Source organism: Nostoc sp. 'Peltigera membranacea cyanobiont' 210A (genome assembly GCF_002246015.1).
Taxonomy (GTDB): domain Bacteria; phylum Cyanobacteriota; class Cyanobacteriia; order Cyanobacteriales; family Nostocaceae; genus Nostoc.
The window spans coordinates 146,668-163,254 of the sequence record NZ_NOLJ01000010.1; the positions used below are offsets into that span (position 1 = coordinate 146,668).

The following is a 16,587-nucleotide window of genomic DNA, read 5'->3' on the forward strand; positions in this document are numbered from 1 at the left end:
AAATTCAAACCCTTTCCCTTTCCCCTTTTCCCCTTAACCGACAAGTATTGCAATACATCCTTGGCTAAAGACGCGATTCATCGCGTCTCTACAGATGGACTATTTATCGCATTATTTTTAAAATTGGTATCAATTTGGGGATATACCAGATGAAGCCTTATTCTTTCTCATAGGCTTAGAATTTTGCAGCACAAACCCACCGATTGCGTCCTTGTTCCTTAGCTTTATACAAAGCTTTGTCGGCTGCGTTAATCAATTCTTGAGGTGAACTTTTGTCTGTTGACCTTTGAGTTGCAACACCTAAACTGACTGTCACAAAATGTTGAAAATTATCTTTCTTTGTATGGGCAATCTTTAATTCTTGAATAGATTTTTGAATCAGCTTAGTTACTTTAATCGCACCTGATTCGTTCGTATTTGGCAAAATTACAACAAATTCTTCACCACCATAACGAGCTAGTAGATCGGTAGGACGCTTTAATACAGATTGTGCTGCATGAGCAACTTGTATTAAGCATTCATCCCCAGCTAAATGTCCATAAGAATCGTTATAATCCTTGAAATAGTCAATATCAAATATAATTAAAGATAAAGAATTTTCGCTTAGTTTTAGTCGATCCCATTCCTGCTCTAAAAACTGATCGAAACAATGACGGTTGGCGATTTGAGTTAGAGCATCTAGCTTACTAAGTTTTTCTAGCTGAGAATTTGCTAGTTCTAAAGCATTGTTTGCTTGAGCAAGTTGATTAGCTTGAGAGCGGAATTGCTCTAATAATTCAGAATGTTCTAAAGCGACATTAAACTGAGCAGCTAACTGGTGGATAAATTGAATTTCCGACTTTTTCCACTCGCGCGAACAATGGCACTGATGAACACATAGTAATCCCCATAAAGTTTTTCCTTTCATTAGAGGTGCAACAATTTGTGCCTTGATTTGAAATTGCTCTAACAGTTGAATGTGGCAATCTTTTAGACCAGCTTGATAAATATCTGATAATACCTGTATACGCCCTTGGTGATAAGCAAGTGCATATTTTCTACCAAAACAATCATCTTTCACTTTGATTGCGATCGCAGAATCGTAGTCAGGTAATACATTCTCAGAGACAAATTCCCCAGACGTATAGTTCGATTCCGGGTCAAATCGAAAGATACTGACGCGATCGCTACGGAGAGCCTTACGAATTTCGCGTACAGTAGTCTTAAACAAGGTGTCTATATTCAGAGATTCACGAATTTCAGCAACTAAATTAAACAGAATCTCCTGCTGCTGATTCGCTTTATAGAGTTCTGCTGCTTTTTGTTCTGCTTGAGCTAAAAATTCTGCTTGTTTTACTGCAAATCCTAACTGTGTTGCAATCTGAGACAGAAACTGAATTTCTAATTGTTTCCATTCATGTGGCTGTGAATGCTGATAAGCTGCAAGCACTCCCCACAGTTTTTTTCCCACAAAAATTGATGCAGTTGCATAAGCTCGAATATGGAACTGTTCTAAAATTTCTAAATGGCATTGAGATAAGCCTGCTGCGTAAATATCTGAAACAACTAAAGCTTCATTATTACGATACCGTCCACCTTGATTTTCTTGTAGATAAGAGTCATTCCAAACTGTATTTTTTCCTAATGTATCTACATCATCCCATCCAGTCTCTGCAAACTCAAAGTCGCTAACAAATTCTCCACCCCAGTTTTCATAGAAACGATAAACGGCAATTCTCTCAACGCGGAGTAACTTGCAAGTTTCTTTAGTGGCTGTACGAAAAATTGTTTCTAATTCAAGAGAAGCTCGAATTTTGCTAATAACTCGGTAAAGCGCCCTTTCTTGCTCTTCTAGCTGCTGAATTTGAATTTGTTTATCATGGAGTTTAGTTTCTAAATTACTAACACTAGGCTGTCCTAAAAGCTTACAGAGTAGATTAGCAGATACTCTGGTAATAATACGTAAACTTGTGTACAACATTATAAGTATAGTTTCAGTAATATTTTAAAGATGAAAAGAGACAGCTACAACGATGTAAAAACGTAGTTTTTCTTAGTTTATAACCATTATCGCGTAAGAAAGTTTCATGGTTACTTCTCTTCATCTGACTTTTACCATTAAGTCTTAAAAAGCTTGCTCAGAAATAATTTTGGATAAAGTACTGTAAATACAGTACAGTAATTATCATTATCGCCAAAGTATCTGATAACTGAAAATATGAGATGAAAAAGTATTGTAAAAACAGAATAAATTTGTAAAAAATAAAGCTCAATTCTTAGATAAATTCAGTTATCAAACAAGGTAATCAAATTCAGTAGACCGAAAACTTCTGCGATTGATAAAGATCAAGCAGATGACCCCATTAAATAGTTTTATGCAAAAGAGAATCAAAATTTAGAGTAGTCAAAGGTCAAAGGCAAAAGATCGCCAGTCCTCAAGCTTGATTTATCGCCTTATCCTGCAACCACTTTTCAAACATCCTCTTAAGCTCTTACGGATGGACTGTTACCGAAACTGAGCTGCAAATTACTCAGGATCTGGGTATTATCAAAAGCGATATTATCCTAGAAGAATATGAGAAAGCACCCCAAATACCAAGTCACTACCATCCCAAAGATGCGATGGCGTACCCGCCCGCCGTAGGCGATCGCTATATTCAGCCACTTAGCTTGCGGAGTATTAAAGTTCAATCAGTCACACTATCGGCAGGTAGAAAGTCTTTGAGCGCTTCTGCTTCACCAGCTTTCAGCACTGGGATCGAAAGGGGTACTGAACTAGCGATCGCAAATAACCCTTCTAGTTGACTCAAACCTGTCAAGCCACCACATAACAATACTTGGTCGCCAACTCGCAAATCCATGCCGCCATCAGGATAACGGATAAATTTACCATCTCGCCGGATTGCCTGTACCTGTACTCCAAATTGCTTGGCGATATCTAAATCTGCAAGGGTTTTACCTAGTGTTGGCGCGTCTGCATTGACTGTAACCCACTGACAAGCACTATTTTCTCCGGGAACAGCCGCTTGTCCCTTAGCGAATTCTGCCAAAGCTGCCAGTTCTTCATCAGCTCCCACTACCAGCAAGCGATCGCCTTCTGCCAATTTGGTTTGATTATTGGGATAATCGATTTCATCGCCGTTAGCGCGGCGAATTGCCATCAAACTCGCTCCAGTTAAATAGCGCATATCCGCTTCTTCTATGCTCATGCCAATTAAGGGCGAATCAGTTGGTAAAGGATACCAACGCTGATTTAAATCGCGGGTGGCTTGGCGCAAATCACGAGCAACTTCACTTGCAGAACGCTCTGGCCGCAAATCTAAATAATGATCGTTGCGGATTTGCTGCATTTCTCGTTGTACCACAGGTGGCGACAACAAACCTAAGCCAGTTAATAAATAGGTTGCCATTTCTAAGCTGGCTTCAAACTCTGGTTGTACAACTTCCCTGGCTCCCAATTGATACAGCACTTCAATATTTTTATCCTGAGTAGCACGGACAACCAAATCTAATTCTGGGCGCAATTCCAGAGCGCGTTTCAAGCAAAGACGGGTACTTATGGGGTCTGGGAGTGCGATCGCCATTCCTTTGGCATGATTCACCCCAGCAGTTTCTAAAACGTGTAAACTCACACAATTCCCATAGACATAAGACACCCCAGCCTCGCGCAACTGCTGAATTCTACTTTCTGATTGGTCGATTACCACCACAGGTAAGTCGTGTTGCTGCAACAACTTCACCAAATTCTTGCCGACTCGCCCATAGCCACAAACTACCACATGGTCTTTGAAAGGCAAATCTTCCGATACATCCCGCGCTTCATCTTCTTCTAAGTACGGTTTCAACCAAGGCATTGATTCGGCAAAGTTAAATAAAAATGGCACTAACCGCAGTACAAAAGGAGTCAGCATCAGAGTGACTGCGGTAGTTCCCAAAATTAATAAGTATATTTGTCGGGACACCAGCCCCAAAGACTGCCCTTCACTAGCGAGAACAAAGGAAAATTCCCCAATTTGCGCCAGTCCCAAACCGGCAATTATGGCTGTTTTCAAAGGATAGCGGAACAGTTTCACTAAGGGCGTGATAATCAAAAATTTACCTACGAAAACTATTGCTACCAACCCCAAAATCAATTCCAGGTTGTTCCACAAAAACACTGGGTCAATTAACATCCCAATGGCGGCAAAAAATAAACTGGCAAAGATATCTCGCAGTGGTTCGACATAAGTCAGGGTTTGGTCGGCGTACTCTACCTCAGAAATCATCAAACCCGCAACAAATGCACCCATTTCAATGGACAGTCCCAAATGCTCTGTCAATAGGGCAATGCCCAAACACAGGGCTACAACTCCTAATAAAAATAGTTCTTTACTTTCAGTACGGGCTAGCAGTTGCAACAAAGGCGGTATCAGCCAAATCCCCGCAGCTACCGCCCCGGCTGCAAATAAAGCAATCGAACCTAGCGCTGTTAGGACAGCAATGCCAATAGTTTCTGCTGGTTGGTTGAGGGCTGGTAAGACTGCTAACATCAGTCCTAGTGCCAAGTCCTGTACTACTAAAATTCCCAGCATCACTTGCCCGTGGGGCGTTTCTGTTTCGTTGCGCTCCATCAAGCATTTAAGGACAACCGCTGTGGAAGACAGCGACAGAATACACCCCAAAAACATTCCTTTAGCAGGTAAGGCTCCCCAGGCTCCGCTTAACCCGCATACTAAAACCGTGACCAAAATCGTCAAAGCAATCTGGAGTCCACCTCCACCAAGAGCGATCGCTTTTACCTTCTTGAGTTCCGCAAAGGAAAATTCCACACCCAAGGCGAATAACAAAAAGGCGACCCCGAATTGTGCCAGAGTCTCTACTTGAATCAGTTCTTTAATCAATCCCAGTCCCGTTGGCCCAATAACTATCCCGCCAATGAGATACCCCAGCAGCACGGGTTGTTGCAAAAGTGCCGCTAATAGTCCGCCACAGGCTGCAACGCCTAGAACTAAAACTAAATCAACAATTAACCGAAAATCTTCTTGCACCAGTTTTAAAAGAACTATTAAGACCTATTAATTCAGGATACAAAGTTTTACGATCTCAAACAGCTTGTTTAGTGAAGGGGTGACAAAATTTGCTTATATTGAAGGGGGTGGGCAGTAGGTGAGCAGGAAGGATACATCAAGATTTTTGAAGGTATTTTGATTCACGAGTATCAAAGGTGGATTCATCCAGTTCAAAGACTCGTTAACGGAGATAAAAGGTGGATTCATCCAGTTCAAAGACTCGTTAACGGAGATAAAAGGTGGATTCATCCAGTTCAAAGACTCGTTAACGGAGATAAAAGGTGGATTCATCCAGTTCAAAGACTCGTCAACGGAGTTCAAAGGTGGATTCATCCAGTTCAAAGACTCGTCAACGGAGATAAAAGGTGGATTCATCCAGTTCAAATACTCATGCACGAGTATCAAAGACTTATTGTCGCATTATTTAATGACGCATCTCTTCTGGCTCCATACCCAATCCCCATTAAATTTTAGGCGAACTGAGGGCATTCAATAACAGCAGTGACCACGGCATTTTTATATCAGGTATGAGCCATGAGTACTTTCTCAGTAGAGGCAATGCAGCAGGTAGTACAAAACGTAGAGAGCGTAGGGATGCAGGTTGATCGCCATTTTCATCTACAAGATTATATTTCTTAGCTAGTTCGGCAACAATCTGCACGCGTCCTGTATGGCGGATTATATTTGGCTCACTAGCAAGTGCAGCGATCGCTCGTCCAGTAAATAAGGGAGTTTCCCAGTTGTAGCGATCGCTTAAAAATGAGAAATTATTTTCAGTAACATTGGTTTGATTGATTTCCGAAGCAAAACGCGAAAAAAGCTCAGTACCAACAATACCCGGCCAAATTGAAACAGAAGTGACGTTATGGGGCTTTAACTCAACAGCCATATTAGCAGCTAGGCGATCGCAAGCTGCTTTGCCAACACCATAAACTGTATTAAAGAGATAAAACATACTACCCCATGAGGAAATGGTGCAAATGAGTCCAGAGTTACGTTTAGTCATCATCCGAGCCGCAAAAACACTCGCAATATAGTGGCTCCGAAGGCCAACGTTGTTGCTAGCATCCCAAAGAGTTGGTTCAGAATCCCAAAAAGGCTGTCCATGAGCGTCTTTTAATGCCTGAACTCCTGAGTAAACATTATTTACCAGTAGGTCGAGTTGACCATTTTGCTCATCTTGAATGCGATCGAAAAGCAAACGCACCTGCTCATCGTTGCTGTGGTCTACTTGGACGGGAATGCATACACCACCGACTTCCTCAATAGCTGATTTCGTTTCACTAAGACTTCCTGAAACCCCATCACTGGAGGAGTTGAGGCTGCGACCGGTGATGTATACAGTTGCACCTGCTTCACCAAGGCCAATGGCAATTCCTCTACCAATTCCCCGCGTAGCACCTGTTACTAAAGCCACTTTACCTTCAAGATGTTTCATGAGCGCTCATTTCTAATCTTTTACTGTTAAATATTGATTATTACAATATTCTTTCGTAGCAGTGACTGAAACAACTTCTACTTCGATCGGTTTTTCTTTAGTTCCATCGATCAGAAACTCACTAGCTCCTTCACGAGGTTTTTTTGGATTTCCCCAATCATAGGTGTAACCTAAACCTGTCCAAGGATAATGTTCTTGATTAGCAACTGCATAAGAAGTTGTGTATATCTCTTGCAAAATCGGATAACTAGCAGGAATCGGTATACCAAAAAGATTACAACTAGAATCATTAATTTCTGGATCGACACATGGTCTACTTAAATCTTCAGCTTTCACCCACATTTCGACAAAATGCGTCTTATTTGAATTTCTATTTAAAATTAAGCCTAAATACTGCTGTAACCTCAGAGAAAGCATAATATTACCGGGAATATTTATACCGATCCCCTTACAATTTTGACAAAATTCTTTAACTTGAGGAACAGCTGTTAACCAAGTCCGTGCTTCTATACTTTTTTTTGTACCTACTTTCCAATCCTCAGTTGGGTTTTTGACATATTTCCAACTCGCCATCAGATATTCAATTTTGCCATTATTTTCTCTCCACTTTGTTTGAGGATTAGTTTTTGATAATAACCAAAGATTTTTTACTACTTTCTCTTCACTCGGTCTTTTTGCATCCTCAATCGCTGCATCTAACTGCTTTTTCAGAGCTTTATAACTTTCTGGTTTATTTTTCTCCAGATACTCATTGACATTTGGATTAGTTTCTAATTGCGCTAATAAATCCTTTCTGAGGTTTGATGTACTCTGTATGGGAATTTCTGTAGCTAGCAAACTGGAATATCCGACTGCCAAAAATGCACCTGTCAAGCCTAAAAATACTTCAGTCTTTAATTTTTTCATTAAAATAATCCTGTGGATTTCCAACAATAGGGTGAATGTTCCAGCCTATGTAATATATGGGTTCAATTCAAAGATTAAATCTGATTTTATATTTATGTTTGGCTGAGATAATATTGTGCTTAATATTTTTAATTAACTCTATCTGTAGAAAAATGAATAGAGCTATAGGACTCATATTTGATTTTTGAACAAAACTCAGTACACCTTTATTCCTTCTTCCCAGTCCCCAGTCCCTTACCTCTACGAGTGATTCAGAAATCAAACCGGATTGCTATAGTAGTCTGTCACAGGCATCACAACAGATTAATAGAACTCATAATCAGCAGGGGCTAATATTAGACAAAATTCGCCCACCCTACGGGATCTTGCTACATCCCCCAACCCCTTCTCCCAAAATTGTGAGAAGGGGAGCGAATTTCAAAGTCCCTCTCCCAAGCTTGGGAGAGGGATTTAGGGTGAGGGCTTTTGATTCATGCAACAAGTCTATTGTTTACTCAGCACTTTCTTTTTCAGGCTGACATATCTGCGACAAGAAGCGATCGCAGTGAAACTAGAAGTGTTTACGTATAATTACTTATAAAATTCAGCCATTTTCAAATAAATCGACTATACTCTACGGATACAGCAATGCTCATTAGTGTGCCCTTGCAAAATCTTACAACGCAACACTAACAATAAATCCCCTGCGGAAAACATTGTTTTCTGGTTTATATGAGGGGTCTAACCCTCTATTTATCATCTGTATCCACCAGTGGGAAGGGGTTTTGGTCAAGCCATGCTTGTTGGTAATCAGCTTGAGCGTTTATTCACAGGATGACGCTGGCTAAACAAGCGATTAAACTATGGATAATGTCGAGCAATTGTTGCTTTTAACACCACTTACATAAATTTAATCTCATTGTTAAATCTAAAACCTCATCCTGTTATATAAAATATCAGTTATGTCAGCGTATCAAGGAAGTTGTGGGGAGACCACCGATTTGGTTATTGGTGTTCACAACCAAGAAAACCTCGAATTACCAGCAAAATCTGCTCCTGTGGGTGCTCTTGCCACAAGACAAGGAACTTTTTCTACGTTTCTTGCTCCCTTGACTCAGGATACTTTTAAACAGGTCGTTAAGGATGTCGAGCAAAAATTACAGATTGTTCATCAAACCCTATCAATGCTTGATTCTCAAGGGTTTGAAACCATTCTGCAAGAAATGTTGCATTCGATTACCTTAAAAACCGGGGAATTACTGGGGGCAGACCGGACGACGATATTTTTATTGGATGAAGAAAAACAAGAACTTTGGTCAATTTTAGCTGAGGGTGAGGGCGGTCGCTCTTTAGAAATTCGCATCCCCGCTAATAAAGGCATTGGTGGTGAAGTTGCCACTTTTAAAGAAGTTATCAATATTCCCTTTGATTTTTATAACGATCCGCGATCGCATTTTGCCCAAGAACAAGAAAAGAGAACTGGCTATCGCACCTACACTATGTTAGCTTTGCCACTCTTAAATGAACATGGGCAATTAGTTGCGGTAGTACAATTACTGAATAAATTAAAATCTGGGAATAATCACGATACTCCACTAGGAGAGCGCATTGATACCAAAGGTTTTACCAGTACTGACGAACAATTATTTCAAGAATTTGCCCCTTCGATTCGCTTAATTTTAGAGTCTTCGCGCTCTTTTTATGTAGCTACTCAAAAACAAAGAGCAGTGGCGGCGCTGATGAAGGCAATCAAGTCACTTTCTCAAAGCAGTCTCGACTTAGAAGACACCCTCAAACGGGTGATGGATGAAGCCAAAGAACTGATGAATGCCGATCGCAGTACACTATGGTTAATAGACCGCGATCGCCATGAATTGTGGACGAAAATTACCCAGGATGATGGTTCAACTAAAGAGTTGCGAGTCCCCGTAGGTAAAGGCTTTGCTGGTCTAGTAGCGGTTTCTGGCAAGAAACTAAATATTGCCTTTGATTTGTACGATCATCCTGACTCGGAGACAGCTAAAGAACTCGACCAACAAAATGGCTATCGCACCTGTAGTTTATTTTGTATGCCAGTGTTTAACGGCGATGAACAACTAATTGGTGTTACCCAACTCGTAAATAAAAAGAAATCTGGTGATTTTCCACCTTATAATCCAGCTGATTGGCCCAAAGCTCCCGACTGCTTCCAAGCTAGCTTTGACCGCAACGATGAAGAGTTCATGGAAGCTTTTAATATTCAAGCCGGAGTAGCGCTGCAAAATGCCCAGTTGTTTGCCACAGTCAAGCAACAAGAACAAATGCAACGGGACATTCTGCGTAGTCTTTCCAATGGAGTGGTTTCCACTGATAAAACTGGATTAATTATCGCCGCCAATGAAAGCGCCAAGCGTTTGCTAGGACTGGAGCCAGAAGACCGATTAGAAGGTAAATTAGTTACTGATGCGATCGCCCTCAAAGAAGGTGACTTTAGCAAGTGGTATCAGGATGCTTTACATGCAGTTGACTTAAAAGGCCGCCAGCAATATTACCCCGATCGCACACTCATAACTAATAGCATAAAACCGCACAGTATTAATTTATCAATTAACACAATTGCCGATGCTAGCGACCAAGAGCAAATCCGTGGGGCGCTGGTGGTGATGGAAGATATCAGTGATGAAAAGCGGCTCAAGAGTACGATGTACCGCTACATGACTCAGGAATTAGCCGAAGAATTGCTGAAATTGGATGATGCGAAACTAGGAGGCGCTCGTAAAGAAGTTTCGATTTTATTTTCTGATATTCGCGGCTACACCACTTTAACCGAAACCTTGGAAGCAGAAGAAGTGGTGAGTATGCTCAATGAATATTTTGAATCAATGGTGGAGGCAGTCTTTAAACATAAAGGCACCCTTGATAAATACATCGGTGATGCGATCATGGCTGTATTTGGTTCTCCCTTACCATTAGAAGAACACGCTTGGATGGCAGTGCAAACAGCCTTAGAAATGCGCGTTCGCTTGCACGAATTTAATCTACGTCGCCACGCAGTTAATAAGGCCAAAATCAAGATCGGCATTGGCATCAATTCTGATACCGTGATTAGTGGGAATATTGGCTCTAGCAAGCGGATGGAATTTACCGCCATTGGCGATGGCGTTAATCTAGGCTCCCGATTAGAAAGTGTCAGTAAACAGTATGGTTGCGACATTATTATTAGCCATAACACTTTTAAACCATGCCAAGATCATATTTGGGCTAGGGAACTAGATTACATTCGTGTCAAGGGCAGAAATGAGCCAGTAGCCATATATGAATTACTGGGTTTGCGTTCCAATCCGATTGAAAGCGAAAAATTGCAAGTGATTGAACATTATCAGAAAGGGCGTGAGTATTACCTCAAGCGGGAGTTTTATCTTGCAAGAGCTGAGTTTGCTAATGTTTTGGCAGCAGACAGCCAGGACAAAGCTGCTATGTTGCATCTGTTGCGTTGTCAGCATTGGTTACAATCACCCCCAACAGAATCAGATTGGGATGAAGGAGTCTGGACATTTCAGGAAAAATAACCCTACCGACTTTTCGGTTAGGGCTTGTAACTAATACCAAATTCGGGTGATTACTTATAATAAAACTTATCAATGTAGGTTGGGTTGTAGCAAGATCCCCGTAAGGGTACGGCAGTGAAACCCAACATGAACCTGACTTTTCATGTTATGTGGAAAAGTCCACCAAAAACCTAACCCCCTAACCCCCTTCCCGATGCGGGAAGGGGGAAAATTCAAAGTCTCTCTCCTTTTAGGAGAGAGAAATAGAAGTGAGGTTTTCCAGATGCCGTGAAAAGTCAGAACATGAACAAGGATCAAGCGTTGGGTTTCGTTCCTCAACCCAACCTACAGATGTTATAAGTATTTAACCGAAGCTGTGTTAATCTGCCTCTATAAGAGAATGACTAATTAATTTTAACTCACTCAGACAATATTCTATAACTATAATGATAGTGAAGCAGATAATATTCAACCTTAAATATCTAAAATAATAGGCTGTTTAAATAGATTAGCTTGCTATATTAGGAAATTAAACAATATGTTGAAAAATGACTTTTAGTAAATCTCCTTGTTTAAAAGGCTTAGTTAAATAGCCTGATGCTCTCACCATCTTAGCTTTAGCTCTATCCAGGAATCCTACTTTTTCTGACACCATAATAACAGGTGTATTTTTAAAATATGAGTGTTTACGCAGCAAAGAGCAGAGTTCATATCCATCGAGATTAGGCATTGATATATCCAACAAAATTATGTCGGGTTTTATACGGATAATCTGCATTAAAGCTTTTAAAGAATCAGTGACTCCGATAACGGAAAAGGTTTGCTCATCTAAATAACTTTTAATAGCATTCGATACCATAGGACTGTCATCAATACACAAGATTGTGTAGATTTTTCTGTCAGCAGGTGGTTGGATGATTTGCTGACCTCTGTGTTCATTAGTATTAATCGAGTAGGCTGCTGGTTTAGAGCCGTGTATTTTAGGCAACTTTGGCGTAGTTTTGGCTTTAGATGGTAGCTCATTTATTTGGAAAAATTGTGAGGTATGCGATTGATAACTTGGCGATGTTTGACGATAAACCGCTTCTCTTTCAGAGACGCTAACGCGAACATTTTGGGGCGTTAAACATCGTTCAACTAATAAACGAACATTTAGATGACAAAACTTTGGCATATCATCCAGAAAACTCTCAGGAATAAATTCATAACTTCCCTCCTCTAAATTCAAAAATGACTCTATAACTTCTAGCGCCAATTGCTCTATTAGCATTGCTGCTTGAGAAGAACTGATATATTTCTGATTGACTAACCAACAAATAGCCAGATAATCTGGGTTCGGTATTGCCTGATTTTCAATACCAGTTTCAAATATCGCCCGCAACTGATCTTTGATTCCGTCAGGGAGAGTAGAAATTTGCTCGCTCAAGCGTTGCAAATTTCTGTAAAGCGGCTCAAACATTTTCTCTGAGTAGCTGGCATAAATTAATTTCCCCTCATCTACATATATTGACCAAGAGCCTGATGTGCTAAACACCTGTAAACACCCAGTAACCGACTTACCAGTGATTTTTTTCAACAAAGGTAGGGGCTGGAGCTTTTGGAAAAATCTGTATCTACTAATCGGAAGTGTCTTCATTGCGATCGCTCTGGAATAAAATTAATATTTGCAGGCAAAATTAGTGAATTACCTTTTCGGAATTCACTGTGACTTTGTTGGAAGCACTGTTCAGATAAATATAGCGGTCATATTTGAGTTAGTACAGAGATTCCACACCCCCCAACTCTTAATTCACCAATCTCTGTTAAGCTATAATCCACAACTTACAACTAAACCAATTAATGCTACTGACCAATAGCAAAATTGCCCGACTAGTTGTCAGGATATAGTATTTCAAAAATTAGATTGGTTTTCTGTATCTTTAGCTAATCTAGCCAATCTAACAGTAACTCAAGTGCCACACAAAGACCATTGGCTCTCGCCCATCAGTCACAAAAGTATCATTGTTATCCGTATTTTGCAGCCTAAAATTATAGATACTTGAATTCTCTTGCAAAAGTTTTTTGTCCCTAATCCTGAAGTCTGGAGCGACCAAAATCTACTTTAATGTAAATGTAAATGTTTCTCCATCAAGGTTTATAGGCATTAAGTCCGCGCTAAGGAAGTATGTTTTCATATCCGTAACGAAAGTCGTCGGGTACTTTTTCAAGAAGTTTATTCTTGAGGGTAACTTCACAAGAGAAAAAGTATTATTCAAAACTAAGCATTCAAAAATTCCAATATCTTACTTAAGTTTGTGATTGTAGAGCAACTCTTAGTGTCGGAATTCGGCAAAATTATCACTTGCACAAGAGAATGGCAAAGCTCCGGCCAAGAATGAGTTTGCTGATAATTGCCGCCATGATGTTGTGTGGTGAGATGCACAGGCGACCAAATCAGCAGAAGGGAATCTCTTCATAAGTACTGAAAACGGGTTCTAATGTTGTGTGGGGCTAAATAGTCATCCTGCACAAATTGGAGTGACAAATTCAAGAACTTACAGGAAAATTCTTGATTAGTAGTAGATACCTTGCAAAATAGCTGTTTTCAGCTAGATGGTAGATAACAAGTAACATACTCACTAAAACTTAGGTTACTATAATTTTCAAAAAAAGTTAGCAGAAATATATAAACTTCATGATTAATCAGTAAAGTAAACATGAAAACTAATTAATATCATCTTCCAGAAAATTGTTATAAATATTTATTTTTTTAGATGTCCGGGAAACCTGAAAATGTACAGTAAAAGATAATTATATGTCTGCTGGAATCACACTTATAAAAAACTGAATCATTTTATGGTAGCAATTGATCTGAAAAATCCCAAGTTTGAAAAGTCACCAATATAAATACCAAATTGTACGCGTAGGCATAGCCTGTTGTAAATATCGTATTCATTAACCCATAAGATATATGTAGCGAAAAGACGCAAAGAATTTCTTTGCGTCTTTGGCGTGAGATTTATAAGTGGACATTCTCACCGTTATACTTCTCCATTTACTTAAAATTGCTCCCGCCAGCACCAGCTTAAAAGTGTACCACCAGCTACCAGCTTCACTACTTCCAGTAGCCAATAACTACCGTGTAGTAAATTCATTGTCGATGGAATAGCAGCAGCAGCTTCAAATAGGTTGAGTTGAACTCCTATAGCGCACATCTGCGGAGTTAAGAAATAGGTATCAAGGACAGCTATAGTGAGCAGCAGCACAGATAAAACAATACTACCAATACTCCAGTGATATCGGGTTTTGCTCAAAGCTAGTGCCCCAGTCAGGACTACAGCAGCTGATAATAATTCCATCCGATTGAAGTTCCAAAAAATCGTATAGCCTGCTGTCGTAAAACCAGCTTGACTCATCATCCCAGAAAGATAAAGGCTAGGCATAATTACCCAATCTAAAACTAGACTAGCACTGAGCCAAAAGCCCAAGGTCAATACGATCGCGGTTTGCCAAATTGGTCGTTTGAATTCTAGGTTAGAAATAGCAGTCATAAAATAATTGCGTGTGTTGTATTTCTTTAGTTTCTAACTTCACCAGCAGTTTGACAACTAATATCAACTAACCTTTACAAAGCGATCGCTCTTATATTCTGAAGTCAATACCAAGATTTTTTAAACTAAGTTAAGAAATCTTAAGTTTTTATAAAAAGTAATTTAAATAGATTTTGTCTGCTTAGAAATATTCAATTTTTTTCTATCGAAATTAACTTGTCAAGCAATATCGGATGTTGAAGCAGACACTTCAGTTATTTTGTACCTCATCTACTTGAAAACTGCTGTATGAAAATTCTTATTTGATTAGCTTCCTGTTGGCTGATAGAGTAACCCAGAATATTCATCCATGAATTATCTCTGGCCCGATGATAATCCTACCATCACCAACAATAGTATTTTGGAACAAGGCATTGTTAATGTAACCGAAATCACTAAGGTAAGACCCTTTGAGGTTGGCATTTTCAAATCTGGCGCCAACTATGTCAGCATCAGTCACATTAGCACCCTCCAAATTAGTACCAATTAAACTAGCCAGCCTCAATTTGGCATAACTGAGATTAGCCCCACTTAAATTAGCATCACTCAAATTAGCTGCCAATAGATTAGCTCGACTTAAGTTAGCCCCACTCAGATTAGCTCCACTCAAGTCAGCCTCTTGCAAATTCATCCCACTAAAGTCTCTTTCTCCAGCAGCATAGCGTTTGAGTAATTCTTTAGCATCCATAACTAACCTAGATTATGCACATTTAAAATAGCAAGCTTCATCAAAACTTAAAAAATTAAGACACAAATAACTTAAATATTTTTTTGCTGTATGAAATAATCTAAACTTGTTGATTTTGTTTTATTAACCTTATCTTAATTCTAGACCCTTGTAAATTAAGTGTTTGACATTTACCTTCTTAACCAGACTATCGCTCAAGTTCAAAATAATACTCTTTGCTGCCCAAGCAATACTGAAATATGTTTAGTAAATATAAATATCTGGGCTGATGGCTAAATGTATGCCTATCAGTCAAACGCCCCATTTGTCCTTACGAGTAATCTTTACACGTTAGAAATACTCAACTTTTTATATTGTAAAGTCACTAAGCGATCGCACTCGCAAATTCCCTCTTTTGACAGCTATCTAGCACAAAAATAACGTTGTCAATTTTCAACGCAGATATGATATAAAAACAGCGTGTGTTCCATGATTTCTTAGACTACACCAGTTGCGATCGCATCTATTGGCAATATTTTGCTATCTATGTGAATTAGTGTACTGTTGAGTTCATCCGGTAAATCGCGATCTTTTACCCGTGAACCATGCACGCAAAAGTGAAACATTAGACTTCTTGCAGAAGTGGGTAAAAGGATAAGGTATGGAATTTTCCCTTACCCTTTCCCCAACACCTTGTAAAAGTAACTTTTGCAAGATGTTTATTGTATGTACGTGCATCTAGAATCGACAAAGCGACGGATTTCGGGCAACGCAACGCATAATTAAATTCACCAGATATCTCTTAGATATAGCTACTGCATAAAATATCTTGTTGTATAAAGTATCTATCTTTAGACATATATTTTTGCAGATACTTGGTTATTCAGTACACCTCGTATGGTGGATTGACTTAAATATATTTACAAATGTTATGATTTATATTATTGTAATGTTATGATTTGTGTTGGACTTTCAGTAACCTACTAGTAAAATATTTGCTGGTTTAGCCTGAAAAGCGTTAATTTAGGACTAACAAAGCAATTTAAGCAAACTTAGAAACCTCTAACATACACAACTGTTCCTTAAAAAACTTAACTTTTTGTTACCAATAACTCAGATATTTAAATTATGAATTTTCAGGGGTTGCTGAAGTATGTATATTAAATACTGAGCAGTAAATTGACGAATAAAGGAGGTATCGTACTGATATTATGAACAGAATGCAGTTAGTCATCTTTGTTTTGAGCCATTTTATGGTTTGAGACTAATGCAAAAAACAGCGAGATGAGGATTAATCATGCCTGTAATATCAAATGTCAGCCTGGAGATAGACAATGATAAAACAGTATCAGTAGTTTACTTAGGTATGAGTTTTGCAAGGTCTAACGATCGGAAAGTTGCTAGAGACAAATATAGTGGAGTTAATAAAAATTCAGATAAACTTCCTAAAAGTCCACTGTTATTCTGAAGCAAA

Annotated in this window: 10 protein-coding genes; 1 reads left to right on the top strand and 9 read right to left on the bottom strand. The window is 39.3% G+C overall.

The window, feature by feature from the left end; translation table 11 throughout:
- Positions 1-175: 175 nt before the first annotated feature.
- The 5 genes from CDG76_RS28400 to CDG76_RS28420 all read right to left on the bottom strand — a co-directional run bounded on the left by CDG76_RS28400 (position 176) and on the right by CDG76_RS28420 (position 7,371).
- Entirely contained in the window at positions 176-1,960 is a 1,785-nt protein-coding gene (locus tag CDG76_RS28400; RefSeq protein ID WP_094352205.1) for a diguanylate cyclase domain-containing protein, read from the bottom strand.
- Positions 1,961-2,666: 706 nt separating this feature from the next.
- Positions 2,667-5,006 carry a cation:proton antiporter domain-containing protein gene (locus tag CDG76_RS28405; protein WP_094352206.1) on the bottom strand — a complete coding sequence of 780 codons (2,340 nt, stop codon included), beginning with the start codon at positions 5,004-5,006 and terminating at the stop codon, positions 2,667-2,669.
- A 93-nt stretch (positions 5,007-5,099) separates the two neighbouring features.
- Positions 5,100-5,402: a hypothetical protein gene (locus CDG76_RS37755; RefSeq protein WP_190241007.1), complete on the bottom strand. Its 303-nt coding sequence runs from the start codon at positions 5,400-5,402 to the stop codon at positions 5,100-5,102.
- 88 nt (positions 5,403-5,490) lie between these two features.
- Positions 5,491-6,465: an SDR family NAD(P)-dependent oxidoreductase gene (locus CDG76_RS28415; RefSeq protein ID WP_094352207.1), complete on the bottom strand. Its 975-nt coding sequence runs from the start codon at positions 6,463-6,465 to the stop codon at positions 5,491-5,493.
- Positions 6,466-6,477: 12 nt separating this feature from the next.
- On the bottom strand, positions 6,478-7,371 hold the full coding sequence (locus CDG76_RS28420; protein ID WP_094352208.1) for a hypothetical protein: 894 nt from the start codon (positions 7,369-7,371) through the stop codon (positions 6,478-6,480).
- A 941-nt stretch (positions 7,372-8,312) separates the two neighbouring features.
- Here CDG76_RS28420 and CDG76_RS28425 point away from each other — a divergent pair.
- Complete coding sequence (locus CDG76_RS28425; protein WP_094352209.1) at positions 8,313-10,898, top strand: GAF domain-containing protein; 2,586 nt, start codon at positions 8,313-8,315, stop codon at positions 10,896-10,898.
- 508 nt (positions 10,899-11,406) lie between these two features.
- On the opposite strand, the gene CDG76_RS28430 is transcribed toward CDG76_RS28425, so the two are convergent.
- The 4 genes from CDG76_RS28430 to CDG76_RS39225 form a co-directional block, all read right to left on the bottom strand.
- Entirely contained in the window at positions 11,407-12,513 is a 1,107-nt protein-coding gene (locus CDG76_RS28430; RefSeq protein ID WP_094352210.1) for a response regulator, read from the bottom strand.
- Positions 12,514-13,915: 1,402 nt separating this feature from the next.
- Positions 13,916-14,407 (bottom strand): hypothetical protein, encoded by a 492-nt coding sequence (locus tag CDG76_RS28435; RefSeq protein ID WP_094352211.1) that lies wholly within the window; start codon positions 14,405-14,407, stop codon positions 13,916-13,918.
- Between the two features lie 343 nt (positions 14,408-14,750).
- Positions 14,751-15,134: a pentapeptide repeat-containing protein gene (locus tag CDG76_RS28440; RefSeq protein WP_094352212.1), complete on the bottom strand. Its 384-nt coding sequence runs from the start codon at positions 15,132-15,134 to the stop codon at positions 14,751-14,753.
- A 476-nt stretch (positions 15,135-15,610) separates the two neighbouring features.
- On the bottom strand, positions 15,611-15,739 hold the full coding sequence (locus CDG76_RS39225) for a hypothetical protein (protein ID WP_262984370.1): 129 nt from the start codon (positions 15,737-15,739) through the stop codon (positions 15,611-15,613).
- Positions 15,740-16,587: the final 848 nt, after the last annotated feature.